Annotated in this window: 22 protein-coding genes and 2 pseudogenes; 16 read left to right on the forward strand and 8 right to left on the reverse strand. The window is 70.1% G+C overall.

Features of this window, described 5'->3' with window-relative positions; all coding sequences use genetic code 11:
• The first annotated feature begins 10 nt into the window (after window positions 1-10).
• From EL493_RS14715 to EL493_RS14725, 3 genes are read left to right on the forward strand one after another with little or no spacing between them, the layout of a single operon-like run.
• Complete coding sequence (locus tag EL493_RS14715) at window positions 11-847, forward strand: ABC transporter substrate-binding protein (protein WP_081723154.1); 837 nt, start codon at window positions 11-13, stop codon at window positions 845-847.
• Between the two features lies 1 nt (window position 848).
• A complete protein-coding gene (locus EL493_RS14720) occupies window positions 849-1787 on the forward strand; it encodes an amino acid ABC transporter permease (protein ID WP_019046381.1) in 939 nt (312 codons plus the stop codon).
• Between the two features lie 26 nt (window positions 1788-1813).
• Window positions 1814-2566, forward strand: a complete 753-nt coding sequence (locus tag EL493_RS14725) for an amino acid ABC transporter ATP-binding protein (RefSeq protein ID WP_019046382.1) — start codon at window positions 1814-1816, stop codon at window positions 2564-2566.
• Window positions 2567-2620: 54 nt separating this feature from the next.
• Here the strand turns inward: EL493_RS14725 and EL493_RS14730 are convergent, their stop codons facing one another.
• Entirely contained in the window at window positions 2621-3262 is a 642-nt protein-coding gene (locus EL493_RS14730; protein WP_019046383.1) for a MerR family transcriptional regulator, read from the reverse strand.
• A gap of 104 nt (window positions 3263-3366) precedes the next feature.
• Here EL493_RS14730 and EL493_RS14735 point away from each other — a divergent pair, with 104 nt between their 5' ends.
• Both EL493_RS14735 and EL493_RS14740 read left to right on the forward strand, forming a co-directional pair.
• Window positions 3367-4317, forward strand: coding sequence for a hypothetical protein (locus EL493_RS14735; RefSeq protein ID WP_019046384.1), 951 nt, complete (start codon window positions 3367-3369; stop codon window positions 4315-4317).
• Window positions 4314-4766 carry an ABA4-like family protein gene (locus EL493_RS14740; RefSeq protein WP_019046385.1) on the forward strand — a complete coding sequence of 151 codons (453 nt, stop codon included), beginning with the start codon at window positions 4314-4316 and terminating at the stop codon, window positions 4764-4766. Before EL493_RS14735 ends, EL493_RS14740 begins: the two co-directional genes overlap by 4 nt.
• 51 nt (window positions 4767-4817) lie before the next feature.
• Here the strand turns inward: EL493_RS14740 and EL493_RS14745 are convergent, their stop codons facing one another.
• Window positions 4818-5654: an oxidoreductase gene (locus EL493_RS14745; protein WP_022566590.1), complete on the reverse strand. Its 837-nt coding sequence runs from the start codon at window positions 5652-5654 to the stop codon at window positions 4818-4820.
• An 89-nt stretch (window positions 5655-5743) separates the two neighbouring features.
• On the opposite strand from EL493_RS14745, the gene EL493_RS14750 reads away from it, so the two are divergent.
• On the forward strand, window positions 5744-6640 hold the full coding sequence (locus tag EL493_RS14750; RefSeq protein ID WP_019046387.1) for a LysR family transcriptional regulator: 897 nt from the start codon (window positions 5744-5746) through the stop codon (window positions 6638-6640).
• Here EL493_RS14750 and EL493_RS14755 read toward each other — a convergent pair.
• Complete coding sequence (locus EL493_RS14755; protein WP_019046388.1) at window positions 6637-7554, reverse strand: LysR family transcriptional regulator; 918 nt, start codon at window positions 7552-7554, stop codon at window positions 6637-6639. The genes EL493_RS14750 and EL493_RS14755 overlap by 4 nt on opposite strands.
• A gap of 105 nt (window positions 7555-7659) precedes the next feature.
• On the opposite strand from EL493_RS14755, the gene EL493_RS14760 reads away from it, so the two are divergent.
• The 3 genes from EL493_RS14760 to EL493_RS32340 all read left to right on the forward strand — a co-directional run bounded on the left by EL493_RS14760 (window position 7660) and on the right by EL493_RS32340 (window position 10168).
• Window positions 7660-9018, forward strand: a complete 1359-nt coding sequence (locus EL493_RS14760) for an FAD-binding oxidoreductase (protein WP_019046389.1) — start codon at window positions 7660-7662, stop codon at window positions 9016-9018.
• A gap of 80 nt (window positions 9019-9098) precedes the next feature.
• A complete protein-coding gene (locus tag EL493_RS14765) occupies window positions 9099-9986 on the forward strand; it encodes an SPFH domain-containing protein (protein WP_019046390.1) in 888 nt (295 codons plus the stop codon).
• Window positions 9987-9991: 5 nt separating this feature from the next.
• Entirely contained in the window at window positions 9992-10168 is a 177-nt protein-coding gene (locus EL493_RS32340) for a hypothetical protein (protein ID WP_019046391.1), read from the forward strand.
• 62 nt (window positions 10169-10230) lie between these two features.
• Here EL493_RS32340 and EL493_RS14770 read toward each other — a convergent pair whose 3' ends face one another.
• Window positions 10231-11265, reverse strand: a complete 1035-nt coding sequence (locus tag EL493_RS14770; RefSeq protein ID WP_019046392.1) for a helix-turn-helix transcriptional regulator — start codon at window positions 11263-11265, stop codon at window positions 10231-10233.
• Window positions 11266-11367: 102 nt separating this feature from the next.
• Here EL493_RS14770 and EL493_RS14775 point away from each other — a divergent pair, with 102 nt between their 5' ends.
• Window positions 11368-11661: a hypothetical protein gene (locus EL493_RS14775; protein WP_019046393.1), complete on the forward strand. Its 294-nt coding sequence runs from the start codon at window positions 11368-11370 to the stop codon at window positions 11659-11661.
• A gap of 87 nt (window positions 11662-11748) precedes the next feature.
• The gene (locus EL493_RS14780; RefSeq protein ID WP_019046394.1) at window positions 11749-12303 is read left to right on the forward strand and encodes a hypothetical protein; all 555 of its coding nucleotides are present in this window, start codon (window positions 11749-11751) and stop codon (window positions 12301-12303) included.
• On the opposite strand, the gene EL493_RS14785 is transcribed toward EL493_RS14780, so the two are convergent.
• Window positions 12300-13154: a class I SAM-dependent methyltransferase gene (locus EL493_RS14785; RefSeq protein ID WP_019046395.1), complete on the reverse strand. Its 855-nt coding sequence runs from the start codon at window positions 13152-13154 to the stop codon at window positions 12300-12302. The genes EL493_RS14780 and EL493_RS14785 overlap by 4 nt on opposite strands.
• A gap of 285 nt (window positions 13155-13439) precedes the next feature.
• On the opposite strand from EL493_RS14785, the gene rpsA reads away from it, so the two are divergent.
• The 3 genes and pseudogenes from rpsA to EL493_RS32730 all read left to right on the forward strand — a co-directional run.
• Window positions 13440-14909, forward strand: coding sequence for a 30S ribosomal protein S1 (gene rpsA / locus EL493_RS14790; protein ID WP_019046396.1), 1470 nt, complete (start codon window positions 13440-13442; stop codon window positions 14907-14909).
• A gap of 77 nt (window positions 14910-14986) precedes the next feature.
• Window positions 14987-15055, forward strand: a pseudogene (locus EL493_RS33115) (hypothetical protein); the annotation flags it as partial.
• A 135-nt stretch (window positions 15056-15190) separates the two neighbouring features.
• Window positions 15191-15346 (forward strand): annotated as a pseudogene (locus EL493_RS32730) (alkaline phosphatase family protein); the annotation flags it as partial.
• A gap of 43 nt (window positions 15347-15389) precedes the next feature.
• On the opposite strand, the gene EL493_RS14805 reads toward EL493_RS32730, so the two are convergent.
• Window positions 15390-15563, reverse strand: coding sequence for a hypothetical protein (locus EL493_RS14805; RefSeq protein ID WP_019046397.1), 174 nt, complete (start codon window positions 15561-15563; stop codon window positions 15390-15392).
• A gap of 200 nt (window positions 15564-15763) precedes the next feature.
• Here EL493_RS14805 and coaE point away from each other — a divergent pair, with 200 nt between their 5' ends.
• Together coaE and EL493_RS14815 are read left to right on the forward strand one after the other, a co-directional pair.
• Window positions 15764-16969, forward strand: coding sequence for a dephospho-CoA kinase (gene coaE, locus EL493_RS14810; RefSeq protein ID WP_036836674.1), 1206 nt, complete (start codon window positions 15764-15766; stop codon window positions 16967-16969).
• 119 nt (window positions 16970-17088) lie between these two features.
• Complete coding sequence (locus EL493_RS14815; protein WP_019046399.1) at window positions 17089-17520, forward strand: hypothetical protein; 432 nt, start codon at window positions 17089-17091, stop codon at window positions 17518-17520.
• Between the two features lie 65 nt (window positions 17521-17585).
• Here EL493_RS14815 and EL493_RS14820 read toward each other — a convergent pair whose 3' ends face one another.
• A complete protein-coding gene (locus EL493_RS14820) occupies window positions 17586-18110 on the reverse strand; it encodes a DUF402 domain-containing protein (protein ID WP_019046400.1) in 525 nt (174 codons plus the stop codon).
• A 44-nt stretch (window positions 18111-18154) separates the two neighbouring features.
• The gene (locus EL493_RS14825) at window positions 18155-18772 is read right to left on the reverse strand and encodes a DUF402 domain-containing protein (RefSeq protein WP_019046401.1); all 618 of its coding nucleotides are present in this window, start codon (window positions 18770-18772) and stop codon (window positions 18155-18157) included.
• Window positions 18773-18885 lie beyond the last annotated feature (113 nt).

The following is an 18885-nucleotide window of genomic DNA, read 5'->3' on the forward strand; positions in this document are numbered from 1 at the left end:
CGGTGCGCTGATGTTGAGTGGCTGCGCCGAAAACACCGAGGGCGACACCTCCGCGGTGCCCAAGGTGTCGGTGGAGAAGGTCGACGCGCTCGCCGCGGCCGTTCCCGACAAGGTGAAGCAGGCAGGCAAGCTGGTCGTCGGCGTCAACGTGCCCTACCAGCCGAACGAGTACAAGGACGCGAGCGGCAAGATCGTCGGCTTCGACGTGGACCTGCTCGACGCCGTCGCGAGCACCCTCGGCCTGAAGGTCGACTACGTCGAATCCTCCTTCGAGAAGATCATTCCGGCGATTCAGGCAGGCACCTACGACGTGGGTATGTCCTCGATCACCGATTCGCGCGAACGCGAACAGCAGGTCGATTTCACGACCTATTTCTCCGCGGGCATCCAGTGGGCCCAGCAAACCGGTAAAGCCATCGATCCGAACAATGCGTGCGGCAAGAAAGTCGCCGTACAGTCCACTACGGTCGAGCACACCGACGAGATTCCCGCCAAGAGCGCCAAATGCGTCGCCGAGGGCAAGCCGGCCATCGACATGAAGGCCTTCGACGAGCAGAGCGCCGCCACCAACGCGCTGGTGCTGGGCCAGGTCGACGCGATGTCGGCCGACTCCCCGGTCACCGCGTACGCGATCAAGCAGAGCGAGGGCAAGATCGAGGCGGCCGGTCCGCTGTTCGACTCCGCGCCCTACGGCTGGGCCGTGCAGAAGGGCTCGCCGCTGGCGGTGTCGCTGCAGAAGGCGCTGCAGCACCTGATCGACAACGGCAAGTACGGCGAGATCACCACCAACTGGGGTGTCCAGGAGGGTCAGATCAAGACCTCGGTGATCAACGGCGCAGTGAGCTGACGTGACCGAGAAGGACGACACGGTGGAGGTGCCCGGACCGGGCACCGAACCCGAACCGATCAAAGCGGTCCCGCTCCGCAGGCCGGGCCGCTGGATCGCGGCGACAATCATCCTGATCCTGGTGGGATTGTTCGTCTACGGCGCCGCGACGAATCCCGCCTACCGGTGGGACACCTACGGCAAGTACCTGTTCGACAGCCGGATCACCGCGGGCGCGATCGTCACCCTGGAACTCACCGTGCTCTCGATGGCCATCGCCGTCGCGCTGGGCACGGTGCTGGCGGTGATGCGGCTGTCGCCGAACCCGGTCCTGCGCACCACCGCGTGGGTGTACCTCTGGATCTTCCGCGGTACCCCGGTGTTCGTGCAGCTGGTGTTCTGGGGCCTGCTGCCCTCGCTCTACAAGCAGATCCAGCTCGGTGTCCCGTTCGGTCCGCAGTTCTTCCACTTCGACGTGCAGACCCTGCAGGCCGGTTTCCTGTTCGCGGTGATCGGCCTCGGTCTCAACGAGGCCGCGTACATGGCCGAGATCGTGCGCGCCGGCATCAACTCGGTCGGCGAGGGCCAGCGTGAGGCATCGATCGCGCTGGGCATGTCGTGGACGCAGACCATGCGCCGCACGGTGCTGCCCCAGGCGATGCGGGTGATCATCCCGCCCACCGGCAACGAGCTGATCGGCATGCTCAAGACCACCTCACTGGTCATCGGCATCCCGCTCAGCACCGACCTGTTCGGCCGGGCGCGCGACATCTACGGCGTCAACTTCCAGCCGATCCCGCTGCTGCTCGTCTGTGCCACCTGGTACCTGGCGATCACCAGCGTCCTGATGGTCGGGCAGTACTACTTGGAGCGCTACTTCTCGCGCGGAGCCACCCGGCAGCTGACGGCCAAGCAGCTCGAGGAACTGGCCACGGCGCAGGCGGCGGTGAAGGCGAAATGAGCGAACCAGCAGTGACCACACCGCCGATGGTGCTCGCCGACCGGGTGTGCAAGAACTTCGGCGCGTTGAAGGTGCTCAAGGGCGTCTCGCTCGAGGTGCAGCGCGGCAAGGTGCTGACCCTGGTGGGCCCGTCGGGCTCGGGCAAGTCGACGTTCCTGCGCTGCATCAACCACCTCGAACAGGTCAACGCCGGCCGGTTGTACGTCGACGGCGATCTGGTGGGCTACCGGGAGAAGAACGGCAAGCTCTACGAGATGCACCCGCGCGAGGCCGCGTTGCAGCGCCGCGACATCGGCATGGTGTTCCAGCACTTCAACCTGTTCCCGCACCGGACCGCGCTGGAGAACGTCATCGAGGCGCCCACCCAGGTGCGCGGGATCCGCAAGTCCGAGGCGATCGCCCGCGCCGAGGAGCTGCTCGACCGGGTCGGCCTGTCCGCCAAGCGCAACGCCTACCCGGCGCAGCTGTCGGGCGGTCAGCAGCAGCGCGTCGCCATCGCGCGGGCGCTGGCGATGGACCCGAAGCTGATGCTGTTCGACGAGCCCACCTCGGCGCTGGACCCCGAGCTGGTCGGCGAGGTGCTCACCGTCATGCGCGAGCTCGCCGACTCCGGCATGACCATGCTGGTGGTGACCCACGAGATGGGCTTCGCCCGCGAGGTCGCCGACGAGCTGGTCTTCATGGACGGCGGTGTGGTCGTGGAATCGGGTCCGCCACGTGAGTTGCTGGCGAACCCGCAGCACGAACGCACCAAGGCGTTCCTGTCCCGCCTGCTCTGAGCTCGGCACGGACGAACGGCCCCCGCGAACCTGTCGTGGGGGCCGTTTCGCGTCTCAGTCCGCCGTGCTGCCGTCGAGGCGTTCCAGGGAGACCTGGGCCTGGGCGATGCGCCGGATCGTGGCCAGCGCGGTGTCGCCGAGGATCGTGAGCACCACGACGGCGTCGATGATGTCGTCGCGCCCGCCCGCGGCGAGCGCGGTCGTCACGTCGTTCTCCGCGATCGTGCGCGCCCCGTCGAAATAGGCGGGCAGGGCCGTGGCGCCCCAGTCGGCGTAGCCGAGCTGGGCCAGCCGCACGAGCACCGAGGTGAGCGTGTCGATGGCGGCCGGGCTCGGTTTCATGTCCCAGCCGCGCCGGTCCATCTCGGCGCGCACGGTCGCGGCGGCGCGTTCCCATTCCGCGTCGTCGGCCTGGGGCACCGGCGCGGTGATGCTGTCCTGGACCACGCCGAGCAGGTGGAACATCGGCAGGTCGGGGGAGTCGACGGCGGCGATGACCTCGCCGACGGTGGCCACCGGCAGTCCGCCCACCTCGATCAGCGCGCGCACCAGCCGCAGCCTGCGCAGGTGGGATTCGTCGTAGCTGGCCTGGTTGGGGCTGGTGCGCGCGCCCGGCGGCAGCAGGCCCTCCCGCAGGTAGTACTTGATCGTCGCCACCGCGATCCCGCTGCGTTCGCTCAACTCCGAGATCCGCACCGTTGCCCTCCGTGTTCCGTCGGCCCCCTTGCCCACCTCCCCGGTAGCGGATAGTCTAACTATCCATAACGGATAGTGCAGCTATCTATCTTGGGAGAATAGCCATGACTGCCCTCACCGCCCTCGATTCCCTGCCGCGCAGGCAGACTCGCCTCCATCGCCCGCTGGTGTATTTCGCGGCCGCCAACGCCCTGCTGTTCGTCGTCACCGTCGTCGGCATGGTGGTCGACGACCGGGTGATCACCGGCTCGGCCGCCTGGTTCAAACCGGCCAAGTTCGCCCTGTCGTTCCTGCTCTACAGCGTCGCGCTCGCCTGGCTGATCGCGTTGCGGCCCAAGGCTTCCCGTTTCGTCGGGTGGATGGCGACGGTGATCGTCGTCGCGGGCACGATCGAACAGCTGATCATCGTCGGCCAGGTGGTGCGCGGCACGCGCAGCCACTACAACATGACCACGGCCTTCGACTCGGTCCTCTGGATCACCATGGGCAGCACCATCATCGTGCTGTTCCTGGCCACCATGGTGGTCGCCGCGCAGCTCTCGCTGACCCGCATCGGCGACGCGGCGACCACCTGGGCGATCCGCCTCGGTCTCGCGATCACCCTGGTGGGGCTGGCGCTGGGCAATCTGATGCCGAACCGCGAATCCGGCGTCGCCGACATCGCCGGCGCGCACACCGTCGGCGCGCCCGACGGCACCCCGGGCATGCCTGTGACCGGCTGGAGCACCACCCATGGTGACCTGCGCATCCCGCACTTCTTCGGCATGCACGCCCTGCAGGTGCTGCCGCTGTTCGTCGCGCTGCTGGTGGTCCTCGCGCCGCGGGTCCCGCTGCTCGCCCAGGTCCGGGTCCGGTTGGGGCTGGTCGTCACCATGGCCGCCGGATACGCCGCGGCTCTGGCTCTGCTCACCTGGCAGGCGCTGCGCGGACAGCCGCTGATCCATCCCGATCGGACCACCCTGACCGCGGCCGCCGCGATTCTCACCGGCGTCGCCCTCGGCGCCCTGATCTCGATCGCGAGCGCGATCGGCACCCGAAAGGTAGTCACCGCATGAGCACCCTGTTCGACCTGTCGTTCTTCGTCACCGTCCCGTTCTGGGCGCTGATGATCCTGGCGCCCGCCTGGCGATGGACCCGGGTGATCATCGGCTCGCCGTGGATCACGCTGGTACCCCTGGTGGTCTGGGCGATCGTCGCCGTGCCGGTGCTCGGCGCGCTGTGGTCGCTGGTCACGCAGCCGTCGCTGGCCGCCATCACCGAGGCGGTCGCCGACCCGGCGATGCTGACGGCGCTGTGGGCGCAGATCATCGCCTGGGACCTGTTCCTCGGTCGCTGGATCTATCTCGACAGCCGCGAGCGCGGCATCCACCCGCTGGTGATGGGGCCGCTGCTGGTCGGCACGATCCTGTTGTCGCCCGTGGCGTTCCCGATCTACCTGGTGCTGCGCGAGTTCGCGGGCCGGACGACGGCGCGCACGGTCCCGGACGCAGTATCGGTGTCCTAACGGTGCGGTGGCGGCGGGCCGGTCCGCCGCCACCGCCGATATGACTCTCGCTCAGTCGAATTCGGTATCGCGGGCCAGGGTTTCCCATTCCAGGACCTCGGTGCGCACGGTGTCGAGGTGGCCGAGGATGGCGTCGACGGCGTCGCTGCCCAGGGGCAGACGCAGCGGCGTCTTGTCGGCGGCCAGCGCGGCGCGGATGGCGGCGGCGGCCTTGGCCGGGTCGCCGGGCTGGCTGCCGTCGCTGGTCGCGATCATGCGGCGGGTGGCGCCCACGGTGTCGGCGTAGGCGTCGTTCGCGGCGCTGAGGGTGGCGGCGCCCGGGCTCATCAGGCCGGTGCGGAAACCGCCCGGTTCCACGACGAGCACCTTGATGCCGAACGGCGCGACCTCGTCGGCCAGTGCCTCCGACAGGCCCTCGAGCGCGAACTTCGTCGCGCTGTAGGCGGCGAAACCGGCGAACGACAGTTGGCCGCCGAAGCTGCTCATCTGCACGATCGCGCCGGAGCGCCGGGCCCGCATGTGCGGCAGCACCGCGCGGGTCAGGGCGGCGGGCCCGAAGACGTGCAGGTCGAACAGGTCGCGCAGTTCGGCGTCGGTGGTCTCCTCGACCGCGCCGACCTGGGTGCGTCCCGCGTTGTTGACCAGCACGTCGATGCGTCCGTGCCGGGCGAGCACATCGGCGACGACCGCGTCGATGCGCGCGGTCTCGGTAACGTCGAGGGCGATGGCCTCGACCTGATCCGGGTGCGCGGCGATCAGATCGTCCAGCGGCGCGGTGCGCCGGGCCACAGCCACGACGGTGTCGCCCGCCGCGACGGCGGCTTCGGCGATGGCGCGGCCGAAGCCGCTGCTCGCGCCGGTGACCAGCCAGATCTGTGGGGTGCTCATCGGATTCTCCTGTGTCCGTTCGGATTTCACCGACGATATTTCCGTCGTCAGCGGATGCCGTCCAATACCCGTTGTGATAACCAAGGGTTATGGACGTGAACGGACGCGACCTGCGCTACTTCGCCGCGGTGGCCGAGCGGCTGAATTTCACCGCGGCCGCCGAGGCGCTGTATGTCTCGCAGCCCGCGCTCAGCAAGCAGATCCGCAAGCTCGAGGCCCAGCTGGGCGCCCCGCTGTTCGCGCGCAACACCCGGTCGGTGGCGTTGACACCGGTCGGTGCCGCGCTGCTGCCGCACGCCCGGCGGGTGCTGGCCACCTGGGACGCGGCCAGGGCCGCCGTCGAGTCGGCCAAGGCCGACCAGGCGGCGAGCCTGGCGATCGGCATCAGCACCAGTCCCGGCCGCGGCATCCTGCCCGCGGTGCGTTCCCGTTTCACGGCCGCGTTCCCGGACGCGCGCACCGTGCTGCGCCAGGTGGGCTGGGAGGACCCGACCGCGGGACTGGCCGACGAGTCGACCGACGTGGCCTTCGTCTGGCTGCCACTTCCGGCTGCCGATCGCTATCACTGGCTGGTCGTGGCCACCGAACCACGCCTGGTCGCGCTGCCACGGACGCACCGGCTGGCCGGGCGCGACCTCGTCGACTTCGCCGACCTGCTCGACGAGCCCTTCCTGGCCCTGCCCGCCGCCGCGGGGCCGCTGCGTGAGTACTGGCTGGCCGTCGGCGAACGCGCGGGCCGGGCGCCGATCGTGGGCGCCGAGGTATCCAGTACCGAGGAGACCTACGAGGCGCTGATCAACGGCGACGGCGTGGTGCTGCTGGCCGCGGGCAACGCGCCGCTGGTCGCCCGCGACGGTGTGGTGACCCGCCCGGTGGCCGGGGTCAGCCCGTGCGAACTGGCCCTGGCCTGGCGGCGCGACGACGACCGCCCGCTGGTGCGCGGCTACGCGCGGGCCTGCGCCCAGGCGACCGCGCCCGCGCGCTAGGCGGAGACGCGGCGCCCCAACGCGATACGCATCTGCCCGAGCAGTACCTTCGCCGCCGGGCTGCCCGGCCGGTCGGTGCGCCAGGCGATGGCCAGTCTGCCGCGGATGCGCGGCTCCACGATCTCGAGCGCGCGTACCCCGAACGCCGCGGCCTCGGCCGGGCTGAGCGCGGGCACCACGGCGGTGCCGAGCCCGCGCGCGGCCAGCTGGAGCAGCAGTGGGGGAGCGGCCGCCTCGAAGGCCACCTCGGGACTGAAACCGGAAGCGGCACAGGATCGTTCGAACACGCCGCGCAGGCCGGTACCCGGTGGCAGGCAGATCAGCTGCCGGTCGGTGAGGGCGGCCAGGGTGATGGTGCCCGCCAGTTCGGCGGGATCCACCGGCGCGTCGGCGGCGACGGCCGCGACCACCGGCGTCTCCAGGATCACGTGCAGGCCGATACCGGGATTCGGCGCCGCGCCCGTGAGGCCGACCAGCGCGATGTCGAGCTCGCCGCGTTCCAGCGCGGCCAGCATCTGCTCGGCGGTGTCCTCGGTGAGGCTGATGCTCACCTGCGGGTGGTCGTCGTGGAAGTCGGCGAGCACCCCGGCGACATCGAACTCCTCGGTCGCGGCCCCGGAGATCACGCCGAGCCGGACGTGCCCGCGCAGCAATCCGGTGAACTCCTGCACCGTCTCGCCGATGCGGTCGGCGGCGGCCAACGCGGCGCGGGCGTGTTCGAGCACCGCCGCGCCGATCTCGGTCGGGGTCACCGTCCGCGCGCCCCGGTCCAGCAGCGGTCGGCCGAGTTCGCGTTCGAGCTGCCTGATCTGCGCGCTCAGCCCCGGCTGGGTCAGGTGTAGCCGCTGCGCCGCGCGGGTGAACCCGCCCTCGTCGACAACGGTGACGAAGTACCGCAGCTGGCGCAGTTCCATACCCGGAGTCTAAGGGCCGCCGAGCCAATCCCATAACTAGCAGTTATCGGAGTAAGAAGAACCATCTGTTGTACTTATCGCCGTGACGGCGGCAAGGTCGAAGACATGACCGAGAACGTCACACAGACCATCGATTCCACACACTTCACCGGCCCGGTGTTCACCCCGGACGACGCGGGCTACGCCGCGGAGATCGCCGGCTTCCAGACCGCCTACACGCATCGGCCGGCGCTGGTCGTCGGCGCGGTGCACGCCGAGGACGTCCGGGCCGCGGTGGAGTACGCCGCGCGGCACGGGCTCCCGGCCGCGGTGCAGGCGACCGGGCACGGGCTGTCGGTGGCCGCCGACCGCGGGGTGCTGATCACCACGCGCCGCATGGACGCCGTCACCGTCGACGCGCGGGCCCACACGGCCCGCGTCGGCGCCGGTGTGCGGGCCGGTGCCCTGGTCGAGGCCGCGGCCCGGCACGGGCTGGCGCCGCTCACCGGGTCGTCGCCGTCGGTGGGGGTGGTCGGTTACGTGCTGGGCGGCGGAGTCGGCCTGCTGGCCCGCGAATTCGGTTACGCCGCCGACCATGTGCGCGCGATCGACCTGGTCACCGCCGACGGTCGCATGCGCACCCTGACCCCTGCCGACGACCTGTTCGGCGCGGTGCTCGGCTCGGGTGGCAACTTCGGGGTGGTCACCGGGCTGGAGCTGGACCTGATGCCGGTCACCGAGGTCTACGGCGGGCAGCTGATCTTCGACACCCCGCTGGTCGACGCGGCGCTCGAAGCCTGGCGCGCCTGGACCGCGACGCTGCCCGACACCCTCACCTCGACCGTCGCCGTCGTCACCTTTCCCGACATCGCGCCGGTGCCGGAACCGTTGCGCGGCAGGCACGTCGCCTCGATCCGCGTCGCCTACGACGGCCCGGCCGCCGAGGGTGAACGGCTGGTCGCGCCGCTGCGGGCGATCGGCGACCGCCTGCGCGACGACCTGCGCACCATGCCCTACATCGACTCGCACACCATCCACAGCGACCCCGACTTCCCGCACGCCTACGCCGCGACCAACGCCCTGCTGTCCGAGCTCACGCCCGGCACCCTCGCCGCGCTGCGCGGGCAGACCGCACCGGGCGGACCGGTCGACGCCGTCGTCGACATCCGGCACCTGGGTGGCGCGCTGCGCCGGGGTAGCGCCGCCGCCGTGGACCATCGCGACGCCGCCTATGTCGTGCGCGTGATCACCGACGCCGGGCCGGGCGACGCGGCCCCCGCCGGACTCGCGGCCGTGCGAGCGGCCTTGGCGCCGTGGACGATCGGGCACAGCCTGAACTTCCTGTACGGGGCGGGCGCGGCGGCGGACGCGGCACAGACCGAAGCCGGATTCGCGCCCGCCACCTACACCCGGCTGGCCGCCGCGAAGGCGACCTACGACCCGCGCAACATGTTCCGTTTCAACCGCAATATCGCTCCGGCATAAGCGTTGTCGGGCTCGCGAGCTTGCCGGGCGAGGCGGCATCTACTATCTTGGTGATATCACTCAGATATCGGGAGGATGTCATGGAGCTGCGGTCCGCATTCCGCGTCAACGGATTCGTCGTCTTGCTGGGGTGGCTGGTGCTCACCCTGTTGTTCGGAGCGGGCGCCGTCCTGGCATTCCTGTCCGCGACCCAGCACGGCGGCGGCGCCGTGGCCTGGGCCGGCGCCGGTGCCGCCGCGCTGGTGGTGGTGATCCTCGCGTTCGCCGCCACCGGGCTGATCATCGTCAACCCCAACGAGGCCAAGGTCGTCACCTTCTTCGGCCGCTACGTCGGGTCTGTGAGCGATCCCGGCTTCTACTCGGTGCTGCCGCTGACCGAGCGCAAGTCGATCTCGTTGCGGGTGCGCAATTTCGAGACCCAGAAGCTGAAGGTCAACGACGCCGACGGCAACCCGGTCGAGATCGCGGCGGTCGTGGTCTACAAGGTGGTCGACAGCTTCAAGGCGGCCTTCGCCGTCGACGACTACGAGGAGTACGTGGAGACCCAGTCCGAGGCCGCGGTCCGGCACCTGGCCACCACCCACCCCTACGACGCCCACGACGACGAGCGCACCAGCCTGCGCGACGGCGCCGAGGTCGCCGAGGAACTCACCGTCGAACTGCGTGAACGCACCCTCACCGCGGGCATCGAGGTCATCGAGGCCAGGATCACCCACCTCGCCTACGCGCCCGAGATCGCCCAGGCGATGCTGGTCCGCCAGCAGGCCGCCCAGGTCGTGGCCGCGCGCACGCAGATCGTCGAGGGCGCGGTCGGCATGGTCGGCCTGGCCCTGGACCGGCTCACCGCCGCGGGCACCGTGGAACTGGACGAGGAGCGCAAGGCCGCCATGGTCTCGAACCTGCTGGTGGTCCTCTGCGGCGACCGCGCCACCCAGCCGGTCGTGAACACCGGATCGCTCTACGCCTGAGTCGCATGACCGCGCCGAAGAAGGAACCCAAGAAGGTCCTGCTGCGGCTCGACCCGGCCGTCCACGAGGCCATCGCCAAGTGGGCGGCCGACGACCTGCGCAGCGTCAACTCCCAGATCGAATACGCCCTGCGCCTCGCGCTCGAGCAGGCGGGCCGCAAACCCCGGTCGAAGGAGACGTAGCGCTCGCGGCGACAGAGTCCGGTCGCCCACGGACTCGGCGCACCACCGCCGGCAGCGTCGCGTCAGGCGATGCCCAGGACGCGGGTGAGCAGCCGATGGCGGGTGCGGGTGGCGGACTTCGCCAGGATCGCCTTGACGTGATCGTTGACCGTGTGTTCGGACAGCACCAGCTCGGCGGCCAGTTCGCGCGAGTCCAGGCCGGTGGCCAGCAGGGTGAGGACCTCGGTCTCGCGGGCCGAGAGGCCGTGGGCCCTGGCGAAGAGATCGAGGCGTTCGGCGGCGGTGCTCGGTTCCAGGGCGACCGCGATGTCGTGCTCACCGATCCGGTCGGCCTTCACCGTGAGCCAGCGGTTGCCGCCCAGGTGGATGCGGGCCGACGCCGGGCCGATCGGCGTGCCGGCTTCGGCGGCCAGCAGGGCCGCGCCCACGTTGTAGGCCGAGGCGGGAACCGGCGGGATCGGTTCGTCGGGCGGGAGCAGGCGCAGCAGGGACTCTGCCGCGGCCACGGTCTGCGAGCGCACGTGCAGGGTGCCGTCGAGCAGCAGCACCGCGGGGCCCAGCGGCGGCAACTGCGCCTCGGATTCGACGAAGCAGGCGCCGATCGCGTCCCGCAGCGCAACTGTGACGGTCGGGGCGAGCGCGGTCAGGTCGGCGAGTTCGGTTTGGGTGAACGGTGTTTCGGCCGTGCGCAGCAGTTCGAGGAAGCCCCAGCAGCCGTACCGGTCGGCGAAGGTGACCGTCGCCGAGTCGGTGACACCGAGTTCGCGCTGGGCGGTCCGCCACAGCGGTGAACGCTCCGGTTGGCCCTCGGTGGCGCCGAGCAGCGACCGGGCGCCGCTGCCGCGCAGCGTGTCCCAGCGATTCAGCGGCGTCAGATAGCGGGCCCGGATCAGCTCCGGGAGCCGGTCCAGCGCGAGTCCGGGCACATCGGCCAGCGGCGCTGCCGCCACTGCGCTACCCGGATCGGTGAGCGCGAAGACGAACCCGGTGAACGGTATCGATCGCCGGATCTCGGCCACGACGAGTTCACGCAGTGGTTTGACGGCCAGACCGGTGCGGCACAGCCGGCCCACCCGGTCGGCCAGGGCGCTCGGCACCGGCCCAGTTTACGTCGAAGATCCCCAGGATCAGGGATGTCCGGCGGGCCCGCGACGGGCCGACACTCGAGTAGTCCCATTCGACCCGTCCCGGAGGCGATCATGACCACCACCCTGCACATCGACAACACCGTCCACGACTACGACGACTGGAAGGCGGCCTTCGACGCCTACGCGCGATTCCGCGCCGAGCACGGCGTGCGCGCCTACCGGATCGGCCTGGTGGACGGCGCGCCCGGCCGCGTCCTGGTCGACCTGGACTTCGACGACCGCGCGGGCGCCGAGGCCTTCCAAACCGCGCTGGGCGCCGTCCTCGCGAGTTCGCGCAGTCGTGCCATGGTGATTCGTCACGAATCGTGGCTGGTCGACCTGGTCGAAGAGCGCGTTCCGGCCTGAGCGGCGCGTTCTACCGCGCACGGCGACAACCGAACTCGTCCGCGCCGGTAAGTTGTCCCGGTGCCCATCTCGTTCGACATTCCTGGAATGCAGCAGTTGGACAACACGACCTGGGGGAATCCGGCCACTCGTGATGTCGTCGCGTTGACCTATGTCAACGGCGCGCCCGACCTGCCCGCGCGGCTGCACGATCTGCCACGGCTGCGCAGGCGGCTGGCCGAGCACCATGCCCGCACCGGCTGTCTCATCGAGGCGTTCGTGGTGTGGGTCGACCAGCTGCCCGCGTTGCTGCGGGTGGAGAAGACGCAGCTGCCGGGCCCGCGGGGGGAGCTCGTCTTCGCCGCGTCGATCGTGGTGCCCAAGGACCGGTGCTCGGCGGTGTTCCAGATCATCTGCCCCGAGACGGGGATCCCCGGGCTGCGCGAGTCCTCGATCGGCGCCCAGGTGCACCGCAGCGAGATGTGCCCGCCGCACCCGTACGCGCCGGGCCTGCGCGGCCGGCTGCCCTATCTGCTGTCCGACGACGTGCGCTTCGACGCGGTCTTCCCCGACCACGCCCTGACGAGGGCGCGCCGCTGGGTCGCGGAGACCGTGCCCAACGTGCGGGTCGATCCGGCCTTCGCGGCGCTGCCCGAGTTCTAGGCGCCCGGCTTCTCGGTGACGAAGATGGCGGTGCCGGGGAAGATCTCCCCGCGCAGCGGCGACCACTGACCCCACTCCCGGTCCAGCCACTCCGGCCAGCCGGGCTCGACGATGTCGAGCAGCGTCAGGCCGGCGCCGACGATCTCCCTGACCCGGTCGCCGATGGTGCGGTGGTGCTCCACATAGGTCGGCACACCGTCGCCGTCGACCTCGACATAGGGCGTCCGATCGAAATAGGGGATCCGCGCCACCAGCCCGTCCTCGCCCGGATCGTCCGGGAAGATCCAGCGCATCGGATGGTTCACCGAGAACACCCAGCGCCCGCCCGGCCGCAGCACTCGGGCGACCTCGCGCATCACCAGCGCCGAGTCGGCGACGAAGGGCACCCCGCCGAAGGCCGAACAGGCCAGGTCGAACGAGGCGTCGGCGAACGGCAGCGCCTCGGCGCCCGCCTGGACCAGCGGCACCCGCGGCCCGCCCCGCTCCATCGCCGCGACACCGCGCTCGAGCATCCCCATCGACAGATCCAGCCCGACCGGGTACGCGCCCTGGCCCGCCAGCCAGCGCGAACACGGCGCGGACCCGCAGCCGATCTCCAGCACGGTCCGGCCGGTCAGCTCGCCGAGGAAGCCCATGTCGCCCTCGTGCAGGCCCTCCGGGCACCACACGAACTCGCCGCCGGGGGAGTCGACGCCGAGGAAGTCGGCGTGGGTCTGGTGATACTGGTCGGCGTCGGCGTCCCACCAGCGCCTGCTCGCGCGTTCGCTGTCCGCCGAACCGATCTTGGTCCGGGTGGTCGCGGTGGTTCCCAGCAGCGCGTTGGCCTGCGCATGGCGTTCGTCGTCGGACACGGCGACCAGGGTATCGGCGGGGTGGAGGGGGTGGTTTGCCCGGCTGGACAGCGGTCGCGTACGCTGAGGCACGCGAGTGTCTTTCGAGGAGCGCTGTGCGCCGGGGTTGAATGCGTACAGTATCCGATGACGGAGTCGCCCGTGCTGAGTTCGATCACCAGCAAGTGTGGCGGTCCGTGCGATACTTACCCGGTATCCTTCGTCGCCTCGTCGCGGTGATCTCGCAGCGTACCGAAAGTTCCAATGTCCGCAACCGACCACAATCCGTCCGGAGCAAATCCACATATGCCCACCACCGTCACCTCGCCGCAGGTAGCCGTCAACGACATCGGCTCCGCCGAGGATTTCCTCGCCGCCATCGACGCCACGATCAAGTACTTCAACGATGGCGACATCGTCGAGGGAACCATCGTCAAGGTCGATCGTGACGAGGTCCTGCTCGACATCGGTTACAAGACCGAAGGCGTCATCCCCTCCCGTGAGCTCTCCATCAAGCACGATGTCGACCCCAACGAGGTCGTTTCCGTGGGCGATGAGGTCGAGGCCCTGGTTCTCACCAAGGAGGACAAGGAAGGCCGCCTGATCCTGTCGAAGAAGCGGGCGCAGTACGAGCGCGCGTGGGGCACGATCGAGGAGCTCAAGGAGAAGGACGAGGCCGTCAAGGGCACCGTCATCGAGGTCGTCAAGGGCGGCCTGATCCTCGACATCGGCCTCCGTGGCTTCCTGCCCGCCTCGCTCGTCGAGATGCGTCGTGTCCGCGACCTCCAGCCGTACGTCGGCAAGGAGATCGAGGCCAAGATCATCGAGCTCGACAAGAACCGCAACAACGTGGTCCTGTCGCGTCGCGCCTGGCTCGAGCAGACCCAGTCCGAGGTCCGCAGCGAGTTCCTGCACCAGCTGCAGAAGGGCCAGGTCCGCAAGGGTGTGGTCTCCTCGATCGTCAACTTCGGTGCCTTCGTGGACCTGGGCGGCGTCGACGGTCTGGTGCACGTCTCCGAGCTGTCCTGGAAGCACATCGACCACCCGTCCGAGGTCGTCGAGGTCGGCAACGAGGTCACCGTCGAGGTTCTCGACGTCGATCTGGACCGCGAGCGCGTCTCCCTGTCGCTCAAGGCCACCCAGGAAGACCCGTGGCGTCAGTTCGCCCGCACCCACGCGATCGGTCAGATCGTGCCGGGTAAGGTCACCAAGCTGGTTCCGTTCGGTGCGTTCGTGCGCGTCGAAGAGGGCATCGAGGGCCTGGTGCACATCTCCGAGCTGGCCGAGCGCCACGTCGAGGTCCCGGACCAGGTCGTCGCCGTCGGCGACGACGCGATGGTCAAGGTCATCGACATCGACCTGGAGCGTCGCCGGATCTCGCTGTCGCTGAAGCAGGCGAACGAGGACTACCACGCCGAGTTCGACCCGTCGAAGTACGGCATGGCCGACAGCTACGACGATGCGGGCAACTACATCTTCCCCGAGGGCTTCGACCCCGAGACCAACGAATGGCTCGAGGGCTCGGACAAGGTCCGCGAGGAGTGGGAAGGCCGCTACGCCGAGGCCGAGCGTCGCCACAAGATGCACACCGCGCAGATGGAGAAGATGGCAGCCGACGCTGCCGCCGAGGCCGCCAACGGCGGTGCCACCTCGGGCAACTACTCCTCCGAGAGCGGCTCGCAGGCCTCCTCGGGTGCGGCCGAGTCCAGCGGCGGCTCGCTCGCGAGCGACGCCCAGCTGGCGGCTCTGCGGGAGAAGCTCTCCGGCAACGCCTGATTCGGGTAGAGCAGTACCGAAGGCCCTGGTCCACACGGACCGGGGCCTTCGGCCTTTTTCCTGGTAGGGGTGCGGTAGTGTCGGCGCCGGCGCGGTGGCAGGAGAACCGGTCCTTCGACCACTACTTCGGCACCCTGTCGGGGGTGCGCGGGTTCGGTGAGGCGTCGGCGTCGTGGCGCCGATACGGCTGGTCGCCCGAAATCGGGCCCACCGCAGACGGTTTCGTCGAATCGACCGATCCCAACCGGTTGTACTGGGTCAGCGCCACCCTCGACCCCGACGGTCTGGCCGGCCTGGGCTACCGGGCGCCCTGCCTGGTGGTCTCGCCGTACAGCCGGGGCGGGCTGGTCGCCTCGCAGACCTTCGACCACTCCTCGCAGTTGCGGCTGCTCGAGACCAGGTTCGGGGCGGACGTGCCGAACCTGACGGCGTGGCGTCACCGGCGACATGACCTCCACCTAGTGTCCTGAGGTCGGGGCGTCAGCTCGCGGCGGCGGGCACCCAGTAGCCGCCGGCGGCCATGCTGGGGCGTTTGCGCATCGCGGCGAAACTGTGTCTGGCGGGGGAGATCAGGGCGGTGAACCAGGATCGGCGGTATTCGGCGAGAGTCGCTGCGACAGCGGGGTATTCGACGCAATGCACACCACCGGGCATTCCCAGACGGTGGCGAGCCGTTCGGTGGTCTCTGGTGCCCATCATCATCCTTCGGTAGCTGGAGCCGGCCTTCTCGCCTCGGCGAACAGTAGTCCACGCGACGCGCCCGACCCCGGATTTTGGCCGGTGGGCGCATGGGCGTGTCGGAAGAATCCGACGGCGTGCCCCCGGGCGCGGCGGCGTCTGCGAGACTGGGCGCCATGTTGCGGATCGGCCTCACCGGAGGCATGGGAGCGGGTAAATCCACAGTGGCGCGGACCCTGGTCGAGCTCGGGGCGGTGCTGATCGACTCCGACGCCATCGCCCGCGAGGTCGTCGCGCCCGGCACGCCGGGACTGGCGGCGCTGGTCGAGGCGTTCGGCCCCGACATCCTCGCCGCCGACGGCAGCCTCGACCGGCCCGCGCTGGCCGCGGTGGCCTTCGCCGACGACGTGTCGCGGGGCAAGCTCAACGCCATCACCCACCCGCTGGTCGGGGCTCGGACTGCCGAGCTGATCGGCGCCGCCCCCGCCGATGCGATTGTGGTGCAAGACATTCCGCTGCTGGTCGAGAACGGCCTCGCCCCGCTGATGCAGCTGGTCCTCGTGGTCGGCGCCGAGGTGGAGACCCGGTTGCGCAGGCTGGTGGAGCACCGCGGTGTCGCCGAGGCCGACGCCCGGACCCGGATCGCCGCGCAGGCCACCGACGAGCAGCGCCACGCCGTCGCCGACGTCTGGCTGGACAACAACGGCGCCCCGGAAGTCGTCGAGGCGCAGGTGCGCGCGCTGTGGGAGCAGCGGCTGGTGCCCTTCGAGCGCAATCAGCGCGAGGGTGTGCGGTCGCGCGCCGACTACCGGCTGGTGCCCGCCGACCCGGAGTGGCCCGCCCAGGCGCGCCGGATCATCGCCCGCCTGCATCTGCTCTGCGGCGCCTCGGCGGTGCGGATCGACCATGTCGGCTCGACCGCGGTGCCGGGCCTGGCCGCCAAGGACGTCATCGACATCCAGGTGACGGTGGCCGACATGACCACCGCGGAGTCGCTGGCCGACGCGCTGACCGGCGCCGGATTCCCGCTCGCGGCCGCGGTGACCCACGACAACCCCAAGCCCACCCCCGGCGATCCGGCCGGCACCGACCTGTCCCGCTGGGGTAAGCGACTGCACGGCAACGCCGATCCCGCCCGCCCGGCGAACATCCATCTGCGTGTACAGGATTCGCCCGGCCAGCGCTTCGCCCTCGACCTGCGCGACTGGCTGCGCGCCGGCGACGAGGCGCGCGCGGCGTACCTGGCGGTCAAGCGGGAAGCGGAGCAGGCGGCGGCCGACAAGGCGGGCGACGCGGCGGGCGAGGCCTACTACGCGGTGAAGGAACCCTGGTTCGACGCGGTGTACCCGGAGGTCACCGCCTGGGCGCACGCGCGCGGGTGACCCGACACCAAACTGTTAAACATCAATGTTTCAAAAAGCCGTGAACGCGGGTTACACGCTGTGTACATTGTGCCGAGTCACCAGCTGGTGACTCGGTTCACAGGGAAGTTGTAGCGCGTATGACAACACATCACCGTCAAATCGGCCGTGCGGGTATCGGCGTCACCGCACTCGGCGCCGTCGCCGCCAGCATCGTGCTGGCCGCTCCGCAGGCCTCGGCCTGGGTGGGCAATCTCAACGTGGACGGCTCCGGCCACAAGGTGGGCTGCAGTTACAAGCTGACCGCCAGCGTCGAAGTCGACCGGCTGACCTCGGTGAAGTTCACCGACAACGGCGTCGACATCCCGGGCAGCCCGGTCTCGCCGTCGCTGCTCTCGGGCACGGTGAGCATCACCTGGAAGCCCACCACGACGGGTCAGCACAAGCTCGAGGCGCGTCAGCTGCTGATCAGCGACTCGATCACCGTCACCGTCGGCGAGGCCGCCGCGACCGGCAGCGCCGGCTGCGGTGGTGGCCTGGCGGATCTGTTCCCCAGCCTGTCGGCAGGCTGATCCCCGCCGCGTGGATCGACGAAACCGCCCGGACCCGCTACCGAGGTCCGGGCGGTTTCGTCGTCTCAGCGCCAGGTGAGCGTGATGCCCCGGGTCGCCAGCCAGCCCTCGAGCGAGTGCCCGTTGGCCGCCATCCCGTCGATCGCGGCGGTCGCGTGCTGGATGGCGGCCTGGGACTCCGCCGTGTCGAGCAGGCCGCCCGCGTGCGCGGCCAGTAGCTCGTCGACGTCGACGAGCTCGACCTCACGGCCCGTCCGCACCAGCAGGTCCAGGTAGTGGTCGACGGACTTGTACAGCGTGGCCGACTCCCGGGTGAACGCCCCCACGTCGACGTAGACGTCCTGCCACTGGTCGACGCCGGGGTTGTAGTGGAACTTCGTCGCCCGCAGCGACAGCTCCGGCAGCACCCACGATTCGAGGTAGTAGAAGTTCGCGTGGTCGGAGTGGCGGCCCATGTACAGGCCCCACGGTTCTTCCCGGTAGACCTCCACCGGGCGGACGAAACCCTTGGGATCGGTGTTCGTCCGCGCCGCGATATCGAAGTACTCGATCTTGGGCGGATGCACGTGCACGGTGGATGCCTGCGTCATGACCGGAAAATCTACCGGTGACCGGGCGTCGGCGCCCGATCGCGTCACATCCAGGTGAGGGTGATCTCCCTGGATCGCAGCCACCGCTCGACGTCGTACTCGTGCGCGGCCAGTCCGTCGAGCACCGCCGCGGCCCGTTCGAACGCCCGGTCGGCGCGTGCGGTGTCGACGTGCCCCGCGGCGTGGGCGGCGAGCAGTTCGCCGGCGCCGCGCAGGGTCGCCGACCGGCCGCGGCGGACCGCCACGTCGAGCAGGTAGTCGGTGGCGCGCCAGCGCTTGGGCCCGATCCGTTCCACCTCGACGATGTCGAGCACGTAGTCGTGGCTGCGATGATGGCCGGGCCGGTCGTGGGTGACCGTGGCGCGCACCCCCGGTCCGGACAGCAGCCAGGACTCCTCGTGGCGGTGCCGCGGACCTACGGTGCGGGCCAGGTAGAGCCCCCACGGCTGCACTTCGTACCGGTCGACGGGCCGGATGAAGCCTCGGGCGTCGGTGCTGGTGAGTTCGGCCACGTCGAAGAACTCCACCCGGGGTCTGCCCGGCGGCGGCGCGGTGGGAGTCGCGACGGGCGGCGGCTGCGGGCCGCGGATCTCGCGCGCGAAGTATCCGGCGAATCCGGTCACCGCCGGAGCCGCGACGAGCAGGGGAAGCAGTGCGCTCATGGCCTTGTCCTCACCACGTGCCGATGATCAGCTCAGGGTACGCCGGGTTCGGCATCGTGCACGGTGTCCGCTGAGCCACACCACGGTGAATGCCCTTGGTACATGGGACTTTT

The sequence above is a fragment of the Nocardia asteroides genome (assembly GCF_900637185.1).
GTDB lineage: Bacteria > Actinomycetota > Actinomycetes > Mycobacteriales > Mycobacteriaceae > Nocardia > Nocardia asteroides.